The sequence below is a fragment of the Mangrovimonas sp. ST2L15 genome (assembly GCF_001280515.1).
Lineage (GTDB): Bacteria > Bacteroidota > Bacteroidia > Flavobacteriales > Flavobacteriaceae > Mangrovimonas > Mangrovimonas futianensis.
Map to the genome: position 1 here is coordinate 731,143 of NZ_LBIQ01000030.1, position 15,257 is coordinate 746,399.

Below are 15,257 nucleotides of genomic sequence, written 5' to 3' on the forward strand. Positions count from 1 at the left end.
ACTACAGTGAAAAAGATTCACCACAACCGCAGGTTCTGTTGGCATTAGGATTGTTGAAAACAAATCCACTTCCGTTTAGGCCTCCAGAGTAATCTAAGGTTGTTCCTATAAGGTACAAAAAACTCTTCTTGTCAACAATGATTCTCACACCATTATCTTCAAAGACCTTATCGTCCTCCAGTTGTTCTTTATCAAATTTTAAATCATATGATAACCCAGAACAACCACCACTTTTAACTCCTACGCGCACAAAATCTGCCGAAGAGTCAAATCCATCTTCAGTCATTAATTCAACGACTTTTTTTCTAGCTGTATCAGATACTTTTATCATAGTTATTTAGAAAATTTCCAAATTGGATGCAAATATACAATATAAGTAGGGTTTTACCTCATAACCTAACATTATATTAGCAAATAGGTTAATAGGCAATCATTATAGTGGGATTCATTCCCTTATTTCTGAAATACTACCGTTGTAAGTGATGGGATCGCGATGGGAACTGCTCACGTACATAGAGGCAGATCCTTTTCCACTTATGGTTAAATTAATCTGATAATTTTCAGATTTTTCATGGGCCTTAAACTTGATGATGATCCTTTGCTTTTTGTCGTTAAATTCTGTTTCAAACGAGGTGTCTGTCGACTCAAAACGGATACCTTCATTAGTAGACCCTGCCATTCTTACAATTCCAAAGTAGGGCAATCTAGCGGTAACGGTATCTTGTTTAACTATTAACTCATTATAGTTTGTAGTAAGGTCAACCCTTCGGCCATTTCTGGTATTTAACCATTGTCCTGTAAACTGAAACTCACCCGATTTTACCAATTTTTTGGTTTGCTCATAGGCAAGCTCTTTTGCTTGTTGTTTCAATTCTTTTTTTGTTTGACTAAATGCTTTAAATGCTGGGTTAGCACAAAGAAAACAAAACAGTAATACCCAATGTTTCATAGCAATGTTAATACAGTTTCTAAGATTAACAAGTTACAAAAAAATGAAAGAATTGATTTGAAATTTAAGGAATGAAATCTGGGTTGTTAAGGAAGGATGGGTCTGATAATGATAGTAAAAAAGCTTTGAGGTCCGCTTTGTCTTGTTCGGTTAATTGCACTCCGCCTTGGTTTACTGTTTTCATAAGTGGATCTACAGTTGGTGAATTTTGAAGACCTTCACTATAGTGATTGATTACTTCATCTAAGGTTGCAAACCTGCCATCGTGCATATAGGGCGCCGTGTAGGCTAAATTTCTGAGTGATGGTGTTTTGAATTTGCCATTATCGGCAGGATCTCCTGTGATGTCCCCCAAGCCATTATCTGAGAATGTACTGTCTAATGCGTTATTGTGAAAAGCGTTATCAGTCCATAATGGATTGTTTGGATTTCCGTGGCAATGAAAGCAGTCGCCTCTGTCTTCATCCATAAAAACAGCTAAACCATTTTGTTCTTGTGGCGTCAAGCTGGCTGTGCCTAGAAAGTAATTGTCAAATTTTGAGTTGGCAGAAATAAGTGTTCTTTCAAATTGGCCTAAGGCTTTGGTTGCCAAATCACGCGAGATGGGTGCATTTCCAAAAGCGGCTTGAAATAATTCTGGGTACTCAGGGTGGTTATTTAATCTGTCCACAACTGTTTCCCATGTATTTGCCATTTCAGTAGGGTCTTCAACTGGTAGGGAGGCTTGATGTTCCAAACCGAAGGAGCGCCCATCCCAAAAAAAATGTTCATCAAAATTCCAAGCCAAATTAAATAACGGCATGGAATTTCTGATTCCTAAATCGCCGTTGACACCCGTGCTGAAGGTATTGATATCTGTAAAACTGTTTTGTGGCATATGGCAGCTTGCACAAGCTTGTGAAAAATCTAGGGATAGAATTGGGTCAAAGAACAATTTTTTTCCCAAGGCAATGCCTTCTTCCGTTTGTGGATTGTCTGCAGGGATTATAGGATCAATTAATTGATTTTCAAAAATTTGAGGGATGTTCAAGGTTGATGGTGTTGGGCCGGCAGGGATGTCAACATATTCCTCTGAAGAATCATTGGAACATCCTAAAATGATAAAACCTAACAATAATAGCTTGTAAAAAGTTTTCAAGTCAACCTATTTAATTAGTTACCTGTCCTATACTAAATGCAGTGGCTGCATTTTGTTGCATCATTTTTTGGGCATCATAATTTGGCATGAGGGAACTACTATATTGATTTAGGTCCCAAAGGTTAGGGTTTTTGAAAAGTTCGGCCAAATTGAATTGAATTTCGATTTCTGTATTATGGGAAATGAAAATGCTATTTGTAAACTCAAAATTGACAAAGTTTTGCTCAAACTCTGTATCACTTAGTTTAGCCGTACCATGGTGATAATTGTAAGGGGTCGCAATAGTGGTGTCTACGTTAAACATACCATCCATTTGTAAAAAATGATAGCCACCACCTAGCATTTGAGGCCAATTCCATGAAGCTGAATTCAATTCGGGATAAGCGCCGTCAATATTGTCCATCTCGTTGAATCCATAAACAAATTTAAGAGTATAGAGGCCTTCTGGTAAAGAGCCCTCGGGACTAAAAAGGGACGTACTGGGGTCTGAAAGATCTACTAATTGGTAACCGTTCAAGATGAAAATATCACCGTCTGCATTTTCAAAAACTATTTTCGAAATCAAATATTTAAGATTAGAAATATTTAAGGTTTCGCCATGAGCATTAGTGAATTGGGTGGTTATTAAATCATCAATGCTTACATCGGTTCCATCCCAATTTTGAGTAAACCTAAATGTAGGAGTTGCCAGATTTGATAGGTCAAGGTTATCATCCTTGTCTTCAAAGCAAGAAATTAATAGAAGGCACAGGCAAAAGCTTAATAATCTTTTCATTTGGTTTTTAAAATTAACAAATCTGTAAATCCTTTGTTTTCGGGTATGTCATAATCTGAACTACTTGATTCACCAACCGCAATAATTCTGCCATCATTTAGTTTTACGGCATCATAAAAGTAATCAATTTGTGAACCGCCAATGGACCAGGACTTTAAAACAAGACCTTCTGGATCTATTTCCATTAACCAAGCGTCATTTTGTCCATTGTTGGTGCTTAAATCACCATTAATGCTCCTAGAACTACCTGAAATAATATAGGTGTTAGAGGTAGTATTAAAAACAGATCTTCCTGCATCAAACCCTGTACCTCCAAACGATTTTTCCCACATGATATTGCCTTCGGAGCTTATTTTAACAAGCCAAAGATCGGCTGCGCCATGATTTGATGAAACATCTTCATCTTGACTTCTGGTATCGCCCACAATCAAATAGGCGCCATCAGTAGTTTTGGTGATGCTTCGCGCTTCATCAATTTCAGATCCGCCAAGTGATTTTTCCCAAATAATGTCGCCATTGGTTTTTGAAATTTTAATGACCCAAAAATCATAGGTCCCCTTATTGCTTGAAATATCTACATCATTACTGTCTGATGAGCCAACCAAGATAAAGGCATTATCATCTGTTTCTACCACGTCATAGGGAGTGTCTGTAAAAGAACCTCCATAATATTTGCTCCATTCTATATCTCCAAGAGAATTTAGTTTCAAGCCCCAATAATCACCTCCAGCATGCTGTGCTTTATTAGTGTTTCCAGCACCTCCCGATGCCGTTACATCCAAGATTCCAGAAATAAAAAGACCACCATCTGTAGTTTCAATAACCGAAAGACCTGTGTCTATCCCAGAGTAGCCAAAAGAATGCTCCCAAAGGATACTGCCCTGAGAATCTAATTTAACCAGCCAATAGTCTTGCAATCCTGCGTTTTCAGAAACATCTAAATCGCTACTAGATGAATGACCAATAATGGCGTAACCACCATCTGTGGTTTGAATGATTCCATTACCACGGTCATCGGCACTTCCGCCATAAGTTTTGGACCATTCCAACAGGTCAAGGGCATTAAATTTCAACACCCAAAAATCAAAACCTTCTTCGTTCTTGTCTTGAATGTCTCCATCAGCACTTTGGGTATGTCCTAGAATAGCATAACCACCATCCAATGTAGGAATAATGGATTGTCCACTTTCATTTTTTGAGCCCCCCAAGGTTGTAATCTCCAAAGTCTCTTCTAGCACTGGGTCTATCGAAGCTGAATTTTCTTCGGAACACCCAAGGAAAATAAAACTAAGAAGTATAGGTAGACCAATTTGCTTCATTTTTTGCTTATTGATGTCTTACAATGAAAAGACCACGATCAATATCGCTTATAATGATGTTACCACTATTGAAAAAGGGGTAAACATTCCACGCTCCATGAAAACCTGTATTATCGTTTTCGGGGTAGGTGTCAAAAAAACCTATTTCCGTCATGGATTGTGAGCCAATTCCAGAAATGTCAACAAATCTCACCCCAGCATTGTAATTGGCCAAATAAAACATATTGCCGTTAACATACCCGTTGTGATCTATGGCAGCGGTTGGGCCAAAATAATCGAAGTATAGGTTTGGATTGTCTAAATCTGTGAAATCAAAAATGAGTGTTCTGGTGTTATTTCCATAGCTCATTTCGTCCACTTCATCTCCAAGGACAAAATAGGTCATATCTTCAGTAAACCATCCTTGGTGTGTATATCCAATATTATTATAAGTTACGGAGGAAATAATGATTGGGTTTGATTTATCTGTTACATCTACTAGAACCACATTATCTGCATTGCTGCCGATTAAAATTTCATGATTTTGGTAGTCTTGGTCTGGACCATTATAAGTTACGACTTGAGCGTCATGTGAATAGCCGTCCCCAGAAAAGCCACCTTCACCTATTGGATTTAAAGGATTTTGAATATTAATAAAATGTGGTCCTCCAGATAAATTGGGTGCATTGGAACCTACGATATAGGCATAACCACTTTCTTCGTTGATTACTATATTATGGGCTGTTCCGAAACCAGAATAATGGGCGTCTTCAGTAAATTGTTCTGGAGGATTTTCAACATCTCTCAACTTTGTTAAGTCAAACACTTGCATGCCATGGTTTGCGGCTTCACTTACAATAAAGGCATAATTGTTATAAACTTTTACATCGCGCCAAATACTTGTGGAAGATGCCGTAGCCAACCTTCCTAATAGAACAGGTTCTGAAGGGTTTGAAATATCAACAAAAGCAGTGCCATGTGTTGAGCATACAAGGGCATATTCTTTACCTGAAATGGGATCTGTCCAACCCCAAGAGTCATTTCCCTCAGCATTTGAAGCGCCGGCTAACATTTCTATACCAATATGAGCCATTAAATCATAGGAATTGCAGGGATATATGTCTGCAAAACCGTTTTCACAGGGGGATTGAGCATTAATATTTGGGGTAGATGGGTTGGGGTTTTCAATATGATCATTGTTATCGTCGTTACAGCCAATCAAAATTAAAGTAACAAATAGCATGGTAGATATTAATTGGGCTCTTTTCATTTGGGTAAAGCTTTGTTTTTAAATCGGGAGGAAAGATACAAAGCTTTTTCAAATTAGGATAGGTTCTTATCTATTCTGTTCCAATTAGGTAGTCAAAATCAATATTTTGCATGTTTTCGTGGATTAATTAATCGTAGGGTTTTAATTTTGCAGTATGATTGAAGATAAAAACCAAAGTAAAACAGATTTGGGGCAATTAGGAGAATTTGGATTAATTGACCATTTGACCAAACATTTTGAAATTAAGAATAAATCGTCTATCAAAGGAATTGGAGATGATGCTGCTGTTCTAGATTTTGATCAGAAACAAGTGGTAGTAAGTACCGATATGTTGGTAGAAGGGGTTCATTTTGACCTGGCCTATATGCCTTTGAAACATCTGGGATATAAGGCTGTTATGGTTAACTTGAGCGATATTTATGCCATGAATGCAAAGGCAACTCAGATTACAGTATCACTTGCTGTATCCGATAGATTCCCGTTAGAGGCATTAGAAGCGTTATATGCTGGCATTGAAACTGCAGCAAAAATATACAATGTAGATGTCATTGGAGGCGATACAACCTCCTCAACGACAGGATTGATTCTTTCTGTTACTGCTATTGGAGAAGTAGATTCGAAAGATGTGGTTTATAGAAAAGGTGCAAAACCTAATGATTTAATTGTTGTTACCGGAGATTTGGGAGGGGCTTATATGGGACTTCAGGTATTGGAGCGAGAAAAGGAAGTGTTTAAGGTGAATCCTCAAAGTCAACCCGATTTAGAACCTTATACATATATCATTGAAAGACAATTGAAACCTGAGGCTAGAAAGGATGTGGTTGAGTTATTCAAGTCCTTAGATGTAAAACCAACTTCAATGATTGATGTGAGTGATGGCTTGTCTTCAGAAACCATGCACCTATGCAAACAAAGCAATGTAGGTTGTGAGCTTTATGAAAACAAAATCCCATTAGATCCGCAAGTTATTTCAACATGCGAAGAGTTTGATATTGATAGTACCACCATAGCGCTCAATGGAGGCGAGGATTATGAGCTTTTGTTTACAATTGATCAAGACGATTACCCTAAAATTAAAGGAAATCCCAATTTTACGGTTGTTGGTTTTATCAAAGAAAAGGAAGCTGGAATGCAATTAATCACTCGGGGAGGAACGAGCATTGAATTAAAAGCCCAGGGTTGGAATTCTTTTTAGATTTAAGCCGTTAAGCAACGTCGCTTTTTCGCCTTCTTTTTTTTGTAGACATCATTCAAAATGGAATTGATTTCACGGTATTTATCTGTTAATGGCCTGAGATGGCCATTTTCACCGGTGGTCATTTCCTTTTTGCAATGAATGCACTTAAATTCTTTAACATGGGTGGTCACTTCTTTGGTCACTCTGAATTCATGGCCAGCGAAGGAGCAAATAAAATTCTTCATAGCTATACTTTGTTCATAGGACGTGACAAAGTATATAAAAAAAAATCGAAAATTAGAATGAATCGACTAGCAAATTTGGGTTGAAAAGGTTTTTTCTTTTAAACGTAGAAGACGTTTGCTATACATTTCTTCTAGTAAATTATTGATTTCCCTGTATTTAGGTGTTAAAATAGTGAGGTTTCCATTGCTGTTTGTGGTTAGTTGTTTTTTACAACATTTACAGGTGTATTCGTTAACGTGTTGCGTTACTTTTTTAGACACTTCATAATGATGTCCAAACAAATCACAATACATTCTCGTAATGGAAAATGAACGGTTGGTGTTGACATTTTTATTCATGGCTGTTAGATTTAGTGTTCTAACTTAGGAAAAAATGTCTTTAAAATAGTCAAAACGCATTTAAAAATCGATGAAATGCACTATAAAGTCAGATAAATCTTCCAAATTCTCTATGTAACTCATGTGTCCACCGCTTAATTCCAAAATCTCAACATCCGAATTTTCAAAGAGTTGACGTGTGGATTTTGGATTCATTACAGGGTCATGTTGACCGATAACAATCATTTTCTTGCATTCTAATGATTTAAAAAAGTCAGTGCGGCTAGGTCTTATTTTCATCCCTTCCAATGCGGCTATTATTCCCTGAACGGGCGTTTTTAAGGCTTGTTTTTTAATTTGGAAAATCTCATTTTGGAAGCGTTCCCTGTTCTCTGGAGCAAATAAATTGGCTACAGACATGCCAACAAACGTCTGTTGGTTATGTTTAACTGCCTTAATGGCTCGATCTCTATTCTGCTTTTTTTCTTCTGAATCTGGTTCTGAAGTTGAATTCACCAATCCTATGCCGTTAATTTTAGAAGGGAATAATTCTGAAAAAGCCAAAGAAACATAGCCTCCCATGGAATGTCCAATAATTACTACATCCTTAATGTTTAAATGATTTAATAAGGCATTTATAGACTTGGCCATATCTTCCATGGTATGGATATAGCCCAAGCAAGGGGTCTTACCGTGACCGAATAAGTCAATAGCTATCACACGATGTGTTTTGGAAATAACCAATGCAATTTCCTTCCATATCGTAAGGTCTTCCAAGAAACCATGCAGTAGCACGACAGTTTTTCCTTCACCGTTATCCCTATAGTTTATAGCGACGTTCTTATAATTATAAATCATCTAAGAGGGTTATAATGCAAAGATAAAGGGTGTTATATTAATTGAGTTGTTTAAAATTAAGATTTTAAATTTTTAATTACTGAAAAGGCGCGATCTACCAAATCGTCTTCAACCAAAACGGTAAATTCGTTGGTAGTAGAAACGACTTCGTATAAAGATATGCCCTCCCAAGCGAGTCTTTTAAATATTTGATAATACAAACCGGGTATTCTTGAATTGTTGACTGGGAGGTTAATGCTAATGGCAGACAAGTTTTTATTGAGACCTATTTGTTTTTCATTTTTAAAACAACTCATTATTTTTTCTGATTGGGAGCTGGAAATAATGATATTGCTTTCTAAGATACCTCTTGTAAAGGCGTAGAAAATATTTGGAGAATTATCTATTTGCTCTAAAATTTTTGAATGACTATTTATTAAGGATGGTGAATTCTGAAATGTGAAATCGCTGAGGTCAGAACGTACCGTAATATCTCCGAGGCTTTTCATAGCTTGTTTCAATTTTGGTGTTGTTCCAATGTTAGAAGGCGCATGATACCTTCTAAGTGCCATCATAATGGCTCCTGATTTTATGTTTTTTTTTAGCATGCTTTCTACTTGGGGTTTTAATTCCTCTGCTAAAGCAGAAAAGTTTACAATATTTCTATGGAGCGCTTCTTCCAAAAAGGGTTGGTTAGCCAAAATTTCTTCCACACAAGATGCTGTTGTTTTCATTTTGTTAAATAATTAACATTATGTGCAAAATTAGACTAAATTTTTTATTTATAATGTTTATTAGGAGTTCGATGAATAATTTAGCGCCATTAAATTACTAGAAACCATGTTGGTACTTAAATTCGGAGGAACGTCTGTTGGGTCTGTTGAGAACATGTCCCATGTTAAAGACATCATTAATGATGGACAGCAAAAAGTGGTTGTACTGTCTGCTATGTCTGGCACAACCAATGCGCTGGTTGAAATTTCAAATGCTTTAAAAGGGGGGAATGCTTCATTAGCACTTTCACTTATCGATGCCTTAAGATCCAAATACATCGAAGTTATTTCTCATTTGTTTGAAGATGAGATGTTGGCTGTAGAAAGCGAACAATACGTTCGTTGGATTTTTAAAAACATTCAAGACTGTGCCCAAGAATTTTATACAGAGAGATCCTATAATCAAATTGTGGCTCAAGGAGAATTCCTTTCGACCTTTTTGTTTAGTAGGTTTTTACAACAGGAAGGAATCAATGCTCAATTAATTTCGGCTTTGGATTTCATGAGAATCGATAGAACCAATGAGCCTGATATGTTTTATATCAAACAAAATTTGAATAGAATTTTGACCGAAACGGAACCGGCCGATATCTATATTACACAAGGATTTATTTGTTTGGATGCTGAGGGTTATGTAGCGAACCTACAACGTGGCGGAAGTGATTATACTGCTACTATTATTGGTGCGGCAATTAAGGCTACAGAAGTTCAAATTTGGACAGATATTGATGGATTCCATAATAATGACCCTAGACATGTGCCTGACACACATGCCATTTCCAATTTGTCATTTGATGAAGCAGCTGAGCTCGCCTATTTCGGGGCTAAAATCTTGCATCCCCAAACAGTGATGCCAGTGCGTGATTTGGATATTCCAGTCAGGCTAAAAAATACCATGGAACCAAAAGCGTATGGTACATTGATTACCAATGAAATTCATGGAGAAGGTATAAAAGCTATTGCGGCCAAAGATGATATCACGGCTATTAAAATCAAATCTGGTAGAATGCTTTTAGCTCATGGGTTTTTGAAAAAAGTTTTTGAGGTTTTTGAGAAATATGAAACCTCTATTGACATGATAACTACATCAGAAATCGCTGTGTCACTAACGATTGATGATATCACCTATATACGTGAAATTGTAGAAGAACTTAGTAAGTTAGGTTCTGTTGAAGTAGATAGTTATAGAACTATTGTTTGTTTGGTAGGAAATAATATCGTGTATCACCCAGATACCCCTAAATTATTCCAAATCATGCAGGATGTCAACGTGCGAATGATAGCTTACGGAGGAAGTAACAACAACATATCCCTTTTAATCAATACAAGCGATAAATTAGAGACCTTAAGGAAACTAAATCGTTATGTATTTGAACCTGAATTAGTATAGGTTCTGAATTAAGTGAAAAAAAGGATGGTTTTTAACCATCCTTTTTTGATTTATGAATTCATTAAAGCTTCGATTTCCTCGGCTTCAATTGGAATATTCTTCATAAGATTTAAGGGCTCTCCTTTTTCTTGGACAACGACATCGTCCTCTAGACGAATTCCAAACCCTTCATCAGGGATATAAATTCCTGGTTCTACGGTGAACACCATATTGGCTTTTATAGGTTCGGTTAAAATACCATAGTCATGTGTGTCTAATCCCATGTGGTGACTGGTCCCATGCATGAAATACTTCTTGTATGCCGGCCAATCAGGATTTTCATTTTGAACATCAGCTTTGTCCAGTAATCCCAGTCCCAAAAGTTCTGAGGTCATAATTTTTCCAACTTCTACATGGTAATCGGCCCATAAAGTTCCTGGCACCAATAATTTTGTGGCCTCATCCTTTACTCTCAAAACCGCATTGTAAACGGCTTTTTGTCTGTCAGTGAATTTTCCATTGACAGGGATGGTCCTACTTAAATCGCTTGAATAATTGGCATATTCAGCAGCCGTATCAAATAGAATTAAATCACCATCCTGGCATTGCTTATTATTTTCTATATAATGCAAAACATTGGCATTGTTTCCAGATGCAATAATGGGTGTATAGGCAAAACCTTTGGATCGGTTTCTCAAAAATTCATGCATCATTTCTGCCTCGATTTCATACTCCCAAACCCCTGGTTTAACAAATCCTAAAACTCTTCTAAAGGCCTTTTCTGTAATATCACAGGCTTCTTGAATCAAAGCGATTTCTATAGGATCTTTTACAGAACGCAACCTTTGTAAAATAGGATTGCTTTTAGCTACAGAATGGGCAGGAAACTTTTCTTTTAACCATTTATTGAATCGGTCCTCACGTGTTTGAGTTTCAATACTAGCTCTGTAGTGCTCATTGGTATTGATGTAAACCGTTTCACTTTGAGACATCAACTCTTTAAAAATTCTCTCAAATTCTGAAAGCCAATAAACCGTTTTGATTCCCGAGGTTTCAAGCGCTTTTTCCTTGGTTAATTTTTCACCTTCCCAAACAGCAATATGATCATTAGTTTCTCTTAAAAATAAAATTTCACGGTGATTTTCTTTGGAGCAATCTGGAAATAAAACCAAGATACTTTCTTCTTGATCAACGCCGCTTAAGTAAAAAATATTACGATCTTGTTGAAATGGCATGGTGCTATCGGCACCTATGGGATAAATATCATTTGAGTTGAAAACCGCCAAACTGTTTGGCTTCATCTCAGAAATAAATTTTTTGCGATTTCGAACGAAAAGCTGACTGTCTATAGGTAAGTATTTCATTTTTTAATTATTTTTTTCAAAGGTACTTAAACGCTTAATGTCATAAAAAAAATGGATGCCAAACTTATCTTAAGGCATTATGTTTTTTCAAGATTTTTCAATTGTCATTGCTGTTTGTTTAAAATCATTCTAAATACTTATTTAAAGTGACATAGATTTTCCTAAATTGTAGCGGTAGTATATCTTTGTGGGTATTTAAATTAAACTACAAAAATGAGCGGAATCTTTCATTCTTCGATCGGAAGAAAATTTGCCATGGCTCTCTCGGCTTTCTTCCTAATGATTTTCTTATTACTACATTTTTCTGTAAACTTAGTTTCCGTATTTAGTGAAGATGCCTTCAATCAAGCATCCCATTTTATGGGTACAAATCCGTTGGTGCAGTTCTTAATGCAGCCAATCTTGATTTTAGGTGTTATTTTTCACTTTGTAATGGGCTTTGTTTTGGAGTTAAGAAACAAAAATGCACGTAGCATTAGTTACGCCAAGAACAATGGTGGGGCAAATTCTACTTGGATGAGCCGTAATATGATTTATAGCGGATTGGCAATTCTTGCCTTTTTGGTGCTTCACTTTATTGATTTCTGGTTGCCAGAGATTAATACGAAGTTCATTCAGGGAGATATTTCTGGTCTCAATATTGATGGCAATTTTAGATATTACGAAGAGCTAGTTCATAAGTTTGAAAACCCATTACGAGTTGGAGCTTATGTGATTGCTTTTGTGTTCTTGTGCCTACACTTGTTGCACGGATTTATGTCGGCTTTCCAATCAGTTGGAGCTAATAATAAATACACAAAAGCGTTACAAGGATTTGGAAAGGCGTATGCCATTATTCTTCCAGTAGGATTTATTTTCATCGCATTATTCCATCATTTTAGTCACTAAAAAATTCTAATATGGCTTTAGATTCAAAAGTACCAAAGGGGCCCATTAAAGATAAGTGGACCACTTATAAAGATAAAATCAATTTAGTTAACCCAGCAAACAAGCGTCATATTGATGTAATTGTGGTTGGAACAGGATTGGCAGGTGGTTCGGCAGCTGCAACCTTGGCAGAATTAGGGTATAATGTAAAAGCATTTGCTTATCAAGATTCACCACGTCGTGCGCACTCCATTGCGGCACAAGGGGGGATTAATGCTGCTAAAAATTACCAAGGTGATGGTGATTCAACTTACAGGTTGTTTTATGATACTGTTAAAGGAGGAGATTACCGTTCTCGTGAGGCTAATGTATATCGTTTGGCTGAAGTATCTGCAAACATTATTGATCAATGTGTGGCCCAAGGGGTTCCATTTGCTCGTGATTATGGCGGACTTTTAGATAACCGTTCATTTGGTGGGGTTTTGGTATCTCGTACCTTTTATGCCAAAGGTCAAACTGGTCAGCAGCTTTTATTGGGTGCCTATTCAGCGATGAACCGACAAATTGCTCGTGGAAAGATTGAAATGTACAACCGCCATGAAATGTTGGATGTTGTTGTTGTTGATGGAAAGGCTAGAGGTATTATTGCCCGTAATTTGGTGACTGGAGAAATTGAAAGACATTCAGCGCATGCTGTTGTGATAGCCTCAGGAGGTTATGGAAATGTTTATTTCCTATCCACCAATGCTATGGGAAGTAACGCCACTGCAGCTTGGAAAATACATAAAAAAGGAGCCTATTTCGCTAACCCATGTTATACACAAATTCACCCAACTTGTATTCCACGTTCAGGAGACTATCAGTCTAAATTGACATTGATGTCTGAGTCCCTTCGTAATGATGGACGTATCTGGGTGCCTAAACACATGGATGATGTAATGGCTATTCGTGAAGGTCGTAAAAAGCCAACCGATTTATCCGAAGACGAAAGAGATTATTACTTAGAGCGTCGTTACCCGGCGTTTGGAAACTTAGTGCCTCGTGACGTAGCATCCCGTGCTGCCAAAGAGCGTTGTGATGCTGGTTATGGTGTAAATGCAACTGGAGAAGCTGTTTATTTGGATTTTGCTTCAGCTATCGAGCGCTACGGTAAGGAGCAGGCTAAAATTCACAATATTAAAGATGCTTCTAAAGCAAAAATTACCGAGCTAGGAGAAAAAATCGTTGAAGCGAAATACGGGAACTTATTCCAGATGTATGAGAAAATCGTTGATGAGAATCCATATAAAACGCCAATGATGATTTATCCAGCTACCCACTATACCATGGGTGGTGTTTGGGTTGATTACAACTTGATGACTACCATTCCAGGATGTTATTGCATTGGGGAAGCGAACTTCTCAGATCACGGTGCAAACAGATTAGGAGCCTCAGCTTTGATGCAAGGTTTGGCCGATGGTTACTTTGTATTACCATACACTATTGGAGATTATTTGGCAGATGACATTCGTACAGGAAAAATTTCAACGGAAACCAAAGAATTTGATGAAGCTGAAAAAGCGGTTAAAGATCGCATCGATTTCTTCATTAATAACAATGGAACCAAATCTGTAGATCATTTCCATAAGCGACTAGGAAAAGTGATGTGGGATAAAGTTGGAATGGCTAGAAACGAACAAGGTTTAAAAGAAGCTATGGCTGAGATTAAACAAATTCGTGAAGAGTTCTGGAAAGAGGTCAAAGTGCCGGGAGGTGCTAGTGAAATGAATCCGGAATTGGAAAAAGCAGGACGTGTGGCCGACTTTTTGGAACTAGGTGAATTATTCGCTAAGGATGCCTTAATGAGAGAAGAGTCTTGTGGAGGTCACTTTAGAGAAGAGTCTGTTGAAGAAAGTGGTGAGCAAAAAGGAGAAGCTAAACGTAATGACCAAGATTTTGCTTTTGTAGCAGCTTGGGAATATAAAGGAGAGCCTGCTGATGCCGTTTTACACAAAGAACAATTGGAATTTAAAGATATTGAACTAAAACAACGTTCATACAAATAAGATAGACATTATGAATTTAACACTTAAAATTTGGAGACAGAAAGACTCAAATACTAAGGGTCAAATGGTCGATTATAAAGTTAATGATATTTCAGAACACATGTCTTTTCTTGAAATGATGGATGTTTTGAACGAGCAATTGGTAAACTCAGGTGAAGAGCCTGTCGCATTTGACCATGATTGCCGTGAAGGAATTTGCGGTATGTGTTCGCTTTATATCAATGGGGAGGCACATGGGCCGGATCGTGGTGTAACAACCTGTCAATTGCATATGCGTATGTTTAATGATGGCGATACTATTACCATCGAGCCATGGAGAGCTACAGCATTTCCAGTAATTAAAGACTTGGTTGTTGACAGAACAGCCTTTGAGCGTATTCAACAAGCGGGAGGATATATTTCAGTAAATACCTCTGGTAACACTCAGGATGCCAATGCGATTCCTATTTCAAAGGAAGCGGCAGATGAGGCTATGGATGCCGCTACCTGTATTGGTTGTGGTGCTTGTGTTGCAAGTTGTAAAAACTCGAGTGCTATGTTATTTGTTGGAGCCAAAGTATCTCAATATGCTTTGTTACCACAAGGCCAAGTTGAAGCTACAGAACGTGTATTAAACATGGTGAAACAGATGGATGAAGAAGGATTCGGAAACTGTACAAATACTGGAGCATGTGAAGTGGAATGTCCAAAAGGAATTTCTTTAGAGAATATTGCACGTATGAACCGTGAGTATTTAAAGGCTTCCTTGAAAGGCTAATATTTAGATTCAAAATATTATAGAAAATATAAATTCTCCCAAGTGAAAGCTTGGGAGTTTTTGTCTATAGTCAAC

General features: G+C 37.2%; 16 protein-coding genes. 5 read left to right on the forward strand and 11 right to left on the reverse strand.

The window, feature by feature from the left end:
* Position 1 precedes the first annotated feature (1 nt).
* The 6 genes from ZA07_RS07100 to ZA07_RS07125 form a co-directional block, all read right to left on the reverse strand.
* Complete coding sequence (locus ZA07_RS07100; protein WP_053971016.1) at positions 2 to 331, reverse strand: iron-sulfur cluster assembly accessory protein; 330 nt, start codon at positions 329 to 331, stop codon at positions 2 to 4.
* A 114-nt stretch (positions 332 to 445) separates the two neighbouring features.
* The gene (locus tag ZA07_RS07105; protein WP_197276711.1) at positions 446 to 871 is read right to left on the reverse strand and encodes a DUF4251 domain-containing protein; all 426 of its coding nucleotides are present in this window, start codon (positions 869 to 871) and stop codon (positions 446 to 448) included.
* A gap of 142 nt (positions 872 to 1,013) precedes the next feature.
* Positions 1,014 to 2,087 (reverse strand): cytochrome-c peroxidase, encoded by a 1,074-nt coding sequence (locus ZA07_RS07110; protein WP_082316534.1) that lies wholly within the window; start codon positions 2,085 to 2,087, stop codon positions 1,014 to 1,016.
* A 10-nt stretch (positions 2,088 to 2,097) separates the two neighbouring features.
* The gene (locus ZA07_RS07115) at positions 2,098 to 2,862 is read right to left on the reverse strand and encodes an MbnP family protein (RefSeq protein ID WP_053971018.1); all 765 of its coding nucleotides are present in this window, start codon (positions 2,860 to 2,862) and stop codon (positions 2,098 to 2,100) included.
* Positions 2,859 to 4,181, reverse strand: coding sequence for a hypothetical protein (locus ZA07_RS07120; protein WP_053971019.1), 1,323 nt, complete (start codon positions 4,179 to 4,181; stop codon positions 2,859 to 2,861). The genes ZA07_RS07115 and ZA07_RS07120 overlap by 4 nt, the downstream gene beginning before the upstream one ends.
* Before the next feature lie 7 nt (positions 4,182 to 4,188).
* Positions 4,189 to 5,430 (reverse strand): choice-of-anchor B family protein, encoded by a 1,242-nt coding sequence (locus ZA07_RS07125; RefSeq protein ID WP_053971020.1) that lies wholly within the window; start codon positions 5,428 to 5,430, stop codon positions 4,189 to 4,191.
* A gap of 154 nt (positions 5,431 to 5,584) precedes the next feature.
* Between ZA07_RS07125 and thiL the strand changes: the two genes are divergently transcribed.
* On the forward strand, positions 5,585 to 6,625 hold the full coding sequence (gene thiL / locus ZA07_RS07130) for a thiamine-phosphate kinase (protein ID WP_053971021.1): 1,041 nt from the start codon (positions 5,585 to 5,587) through the stop codon (positions 6,623 to 6,625).
* 2 nt (positions 6,626 to 6,627) lie between these two features.
* On the opposite strand, the gene ZA07_RS07135 is transcribed toward thiL, so the two are convergent.
* From ZA07_RS07135 to ZA07_RS07150, 4 genes are all read right to left on the reverse strand, one after another.
* Positions 6,628 to 6,852 (reverse strand): hypothetical protein, encoded by a 225-nt coding sequence (locus ZA07_RS07135; protein WP_053971022.1) that lies wholly within the window; start codon positions 6,850 to 6,852, stop codon positions 6,628 to 6,630.
* A 66-nt stretch (positions 6,853 to 6,918) separates the two neighbouring features.
* Entirely contained in the window at positions 6,919 to 7,191 is a 273-nt protein-coding gene (locus tag ZA07_RS07140; RefSeq protein WP_053971023.1) for a hypothetical protein, read from the reverse strand.
* A 60-nt stretch (positions 7,192 to 7,251) separates the two neighbouring features.
* Positions 7,252 to 8,028: an alpha/beta fold hydrolase gene (locus ZA07_RS07145; protein WP_053971024.1), complete on the reverse strand. Its 777-nt coding sequence runs from the start codon at positions 8,026 to 8,028 to the stop codon at positions 7,252 to 7,254.
* A 56-nt stretch (positions 8,029 to 8,084) separates the two neighbouring features.
* Complete coding sequence (locus ZA07_RS07150) at positions 8,085 to 8,741, reverse strand: hypothetical protein (protein ID WP_053971025.1); 657 nt, start codon at positions 8,739 to 8,741, stop codon at positions 8,085 to 8,087.
* A gap of 106 nt (positions 8,742 to 8,847) precedes the next feature.
* Here ZA07_RS07150 and ZA07_RS07155 point away from each other — a divergent pair, with 106 nt between their 5' ends.
* On the forward strand, positions 8,848 to 10,170 hold the full coding sequence (locus ZA07_RS07155) for an aspartate kinase (protein WP_053971026.1): 1,323 nt from the start codon (positions 8,848 to 8,850) through the stop codon (positions 10,168 to 10,170).
* Positions 10,171 to 10,220: 50 nt separating this feature from the next.
* On the opposite strand, the gene ZA07_RS07160 is transcribed toward ZA07_RS07155, so the two are convergent.
* Entirely contained in the window at positions 10,221 to 11,513 is a 1,293-nt protein-coding gene (locus ZA07_RS07160) for an aminopeptidase P family protein (RefSeq protein WP_053971027.1), read from the reverse strand.
* 213 nt (positions 11,514 to 11,726) lie between these two features.
* Between ZA07_RS07160 and ZA07_RS07165 the strand changes: the two genes are divergently transcribed.
* Genes ZA07_RS07165 through ZA07_RS07175 form a run of 3 tightly spaced genes read left to right on the forward strand, consistent with a single transcriptional unit; the run spans position 11,727 to position 15,182 of the window.
* Positions 11,727 to 12,401, forward strand: coding sequence for a succinate dehydrogenase cytochrome b subunit (locus tag ZA07_RS07165; protein ID WP_053971028.1), 675 nt, complete (start codon positions 11,727 to 11,729; stop codon positions 12,399 to 12,401).
* Positions 12,402 to 12,412: 11 nt separating this feature from the next.
* Positions 12,413 to 14,425, forward strand: a complete 2,013-nt coding sequence (locus ZA07_RS07170; protein ID WP_053971029.1) for a fumarate reductase/succinate dehydrogenase flavoprotein subunit — start codon at positions 12,413 to 12,415, stop codon at positions 14,423 to 14,425.
* A 1-nt stretch (position 14,426) separates the two neighbouring features.
* Positions 14,427 to 15,182 (forward strand): succinate dehydrogenase/fumarate reductase iron-sulfur subunit, encoded by a 756-nt coding sequence (locus tag ZA07_RS07175; protein WP_157492083.1) that lies wholly within the window; start codon positions 14,427 to 14,429, stop codon positions 15,180 to 15,182.
* Positions 15,183 to 15,257: the final 75 nt, after the last annotated feature.

What these genes read in the sequence shown, in the direction of transcription:
- ZA07_RS07120 (WP_053971019.1), bottom strand. Translation starts at nt 4,181, where the DNA reads ATGAAGCAAATTGGTCTACCTATACTTCTTAGTTTTATTTTCCTTGGG.
- ZA07_RS07135 (WP_053971022.1), bottom strand. Translation starts at nt 6,852, where the DNA reads ATGAAGAATTTTATTTGCTCCTTCGCTGGCCATGAATTCAGAGTGACC.
- ZA07_RS07115 (WP_053971018.1), bottom strand. Translation starts at nt 2,862, where the DNA reads ATGAAAAGATTATTAAGCTTTTGCCTGTGCCTTCTATTAATTTCTTGC.
- ZA07_RS07170 (WP_053971029.1), top strand. Translation starts at nt 12,413, where the DNA reads ATGGCTTTAGATTCAAAAGTACCAAAGGGGCCCATTAAAGATAAGTGG.
- thiL (WP_053971021.1), top strand. Translation starts at nt 5,585, where the DNA reads ATGATTGAAGATAAAAACCAAAGTAAAACAGATTTGGGGCAATTAGGA.
- ZA07_RS07160 (WP_053971027.1), bottom strand. Translation starts at nt 11,513, where the DNA reads ATGAAATACTTACCTATAGACAGTCAGCTTTTCGTTCGAAATCGCAAA.
- ZA07_RS07165 (WP_053971028.1), top strand. Translation starts at nt 11,727, where the DNA reads ATGAGCGGAATCTTTCATTCTTCGATCGGAAGAAAATTTGCCATGGCT.
- ZA07_RS07100 (WP_053971016.1), bottom strand. Translation starts at nt 331, where the DNA reads ATGATAAAAGTATCTGATACAGCTAGAAAAAAAGTCGTTGAATTAATG.
- ZA07_RS07140 (WP_053971023.1), bottom strand. Translation starts at nt 7,191, where the DNA reads ATGAATAAAAATGTCAACACCAACCGTTCATTTTCCATTACGAGAATG.
- ZA07_RS07125 (WP_053971020.1), bottom strand. Translation starts at nt 5,430, where the DNA reads ATGAAAAGAGCCCAATTAATATCTACCATGCTATTTGTTACTTTAATT.
- ZA07_RS07150 (WP_053971025.1), bottom strand. Translation starts at nt 8,741, where the DNA reads ATGAAAACAACAGCATCTTGTGTGGAAGAAATTTTGGCTAACCAACCC.
- ZA07_RS07155 (WP_053971026.1), top strand. Translation starts at nt 8,848, where the DNA reads ATGTTGGTACTTAAATTCGGAGGAACGTCTGTTGGGTCTGTTGAGAAC.
- ZA07_RS07145 (WP_053971024.1), bottom strand. Translation starts at nt 8,028, where the DNA reads ATGATTTATAATTATAAGAACGTCGCTATAAACTATAGGGATAACGGT.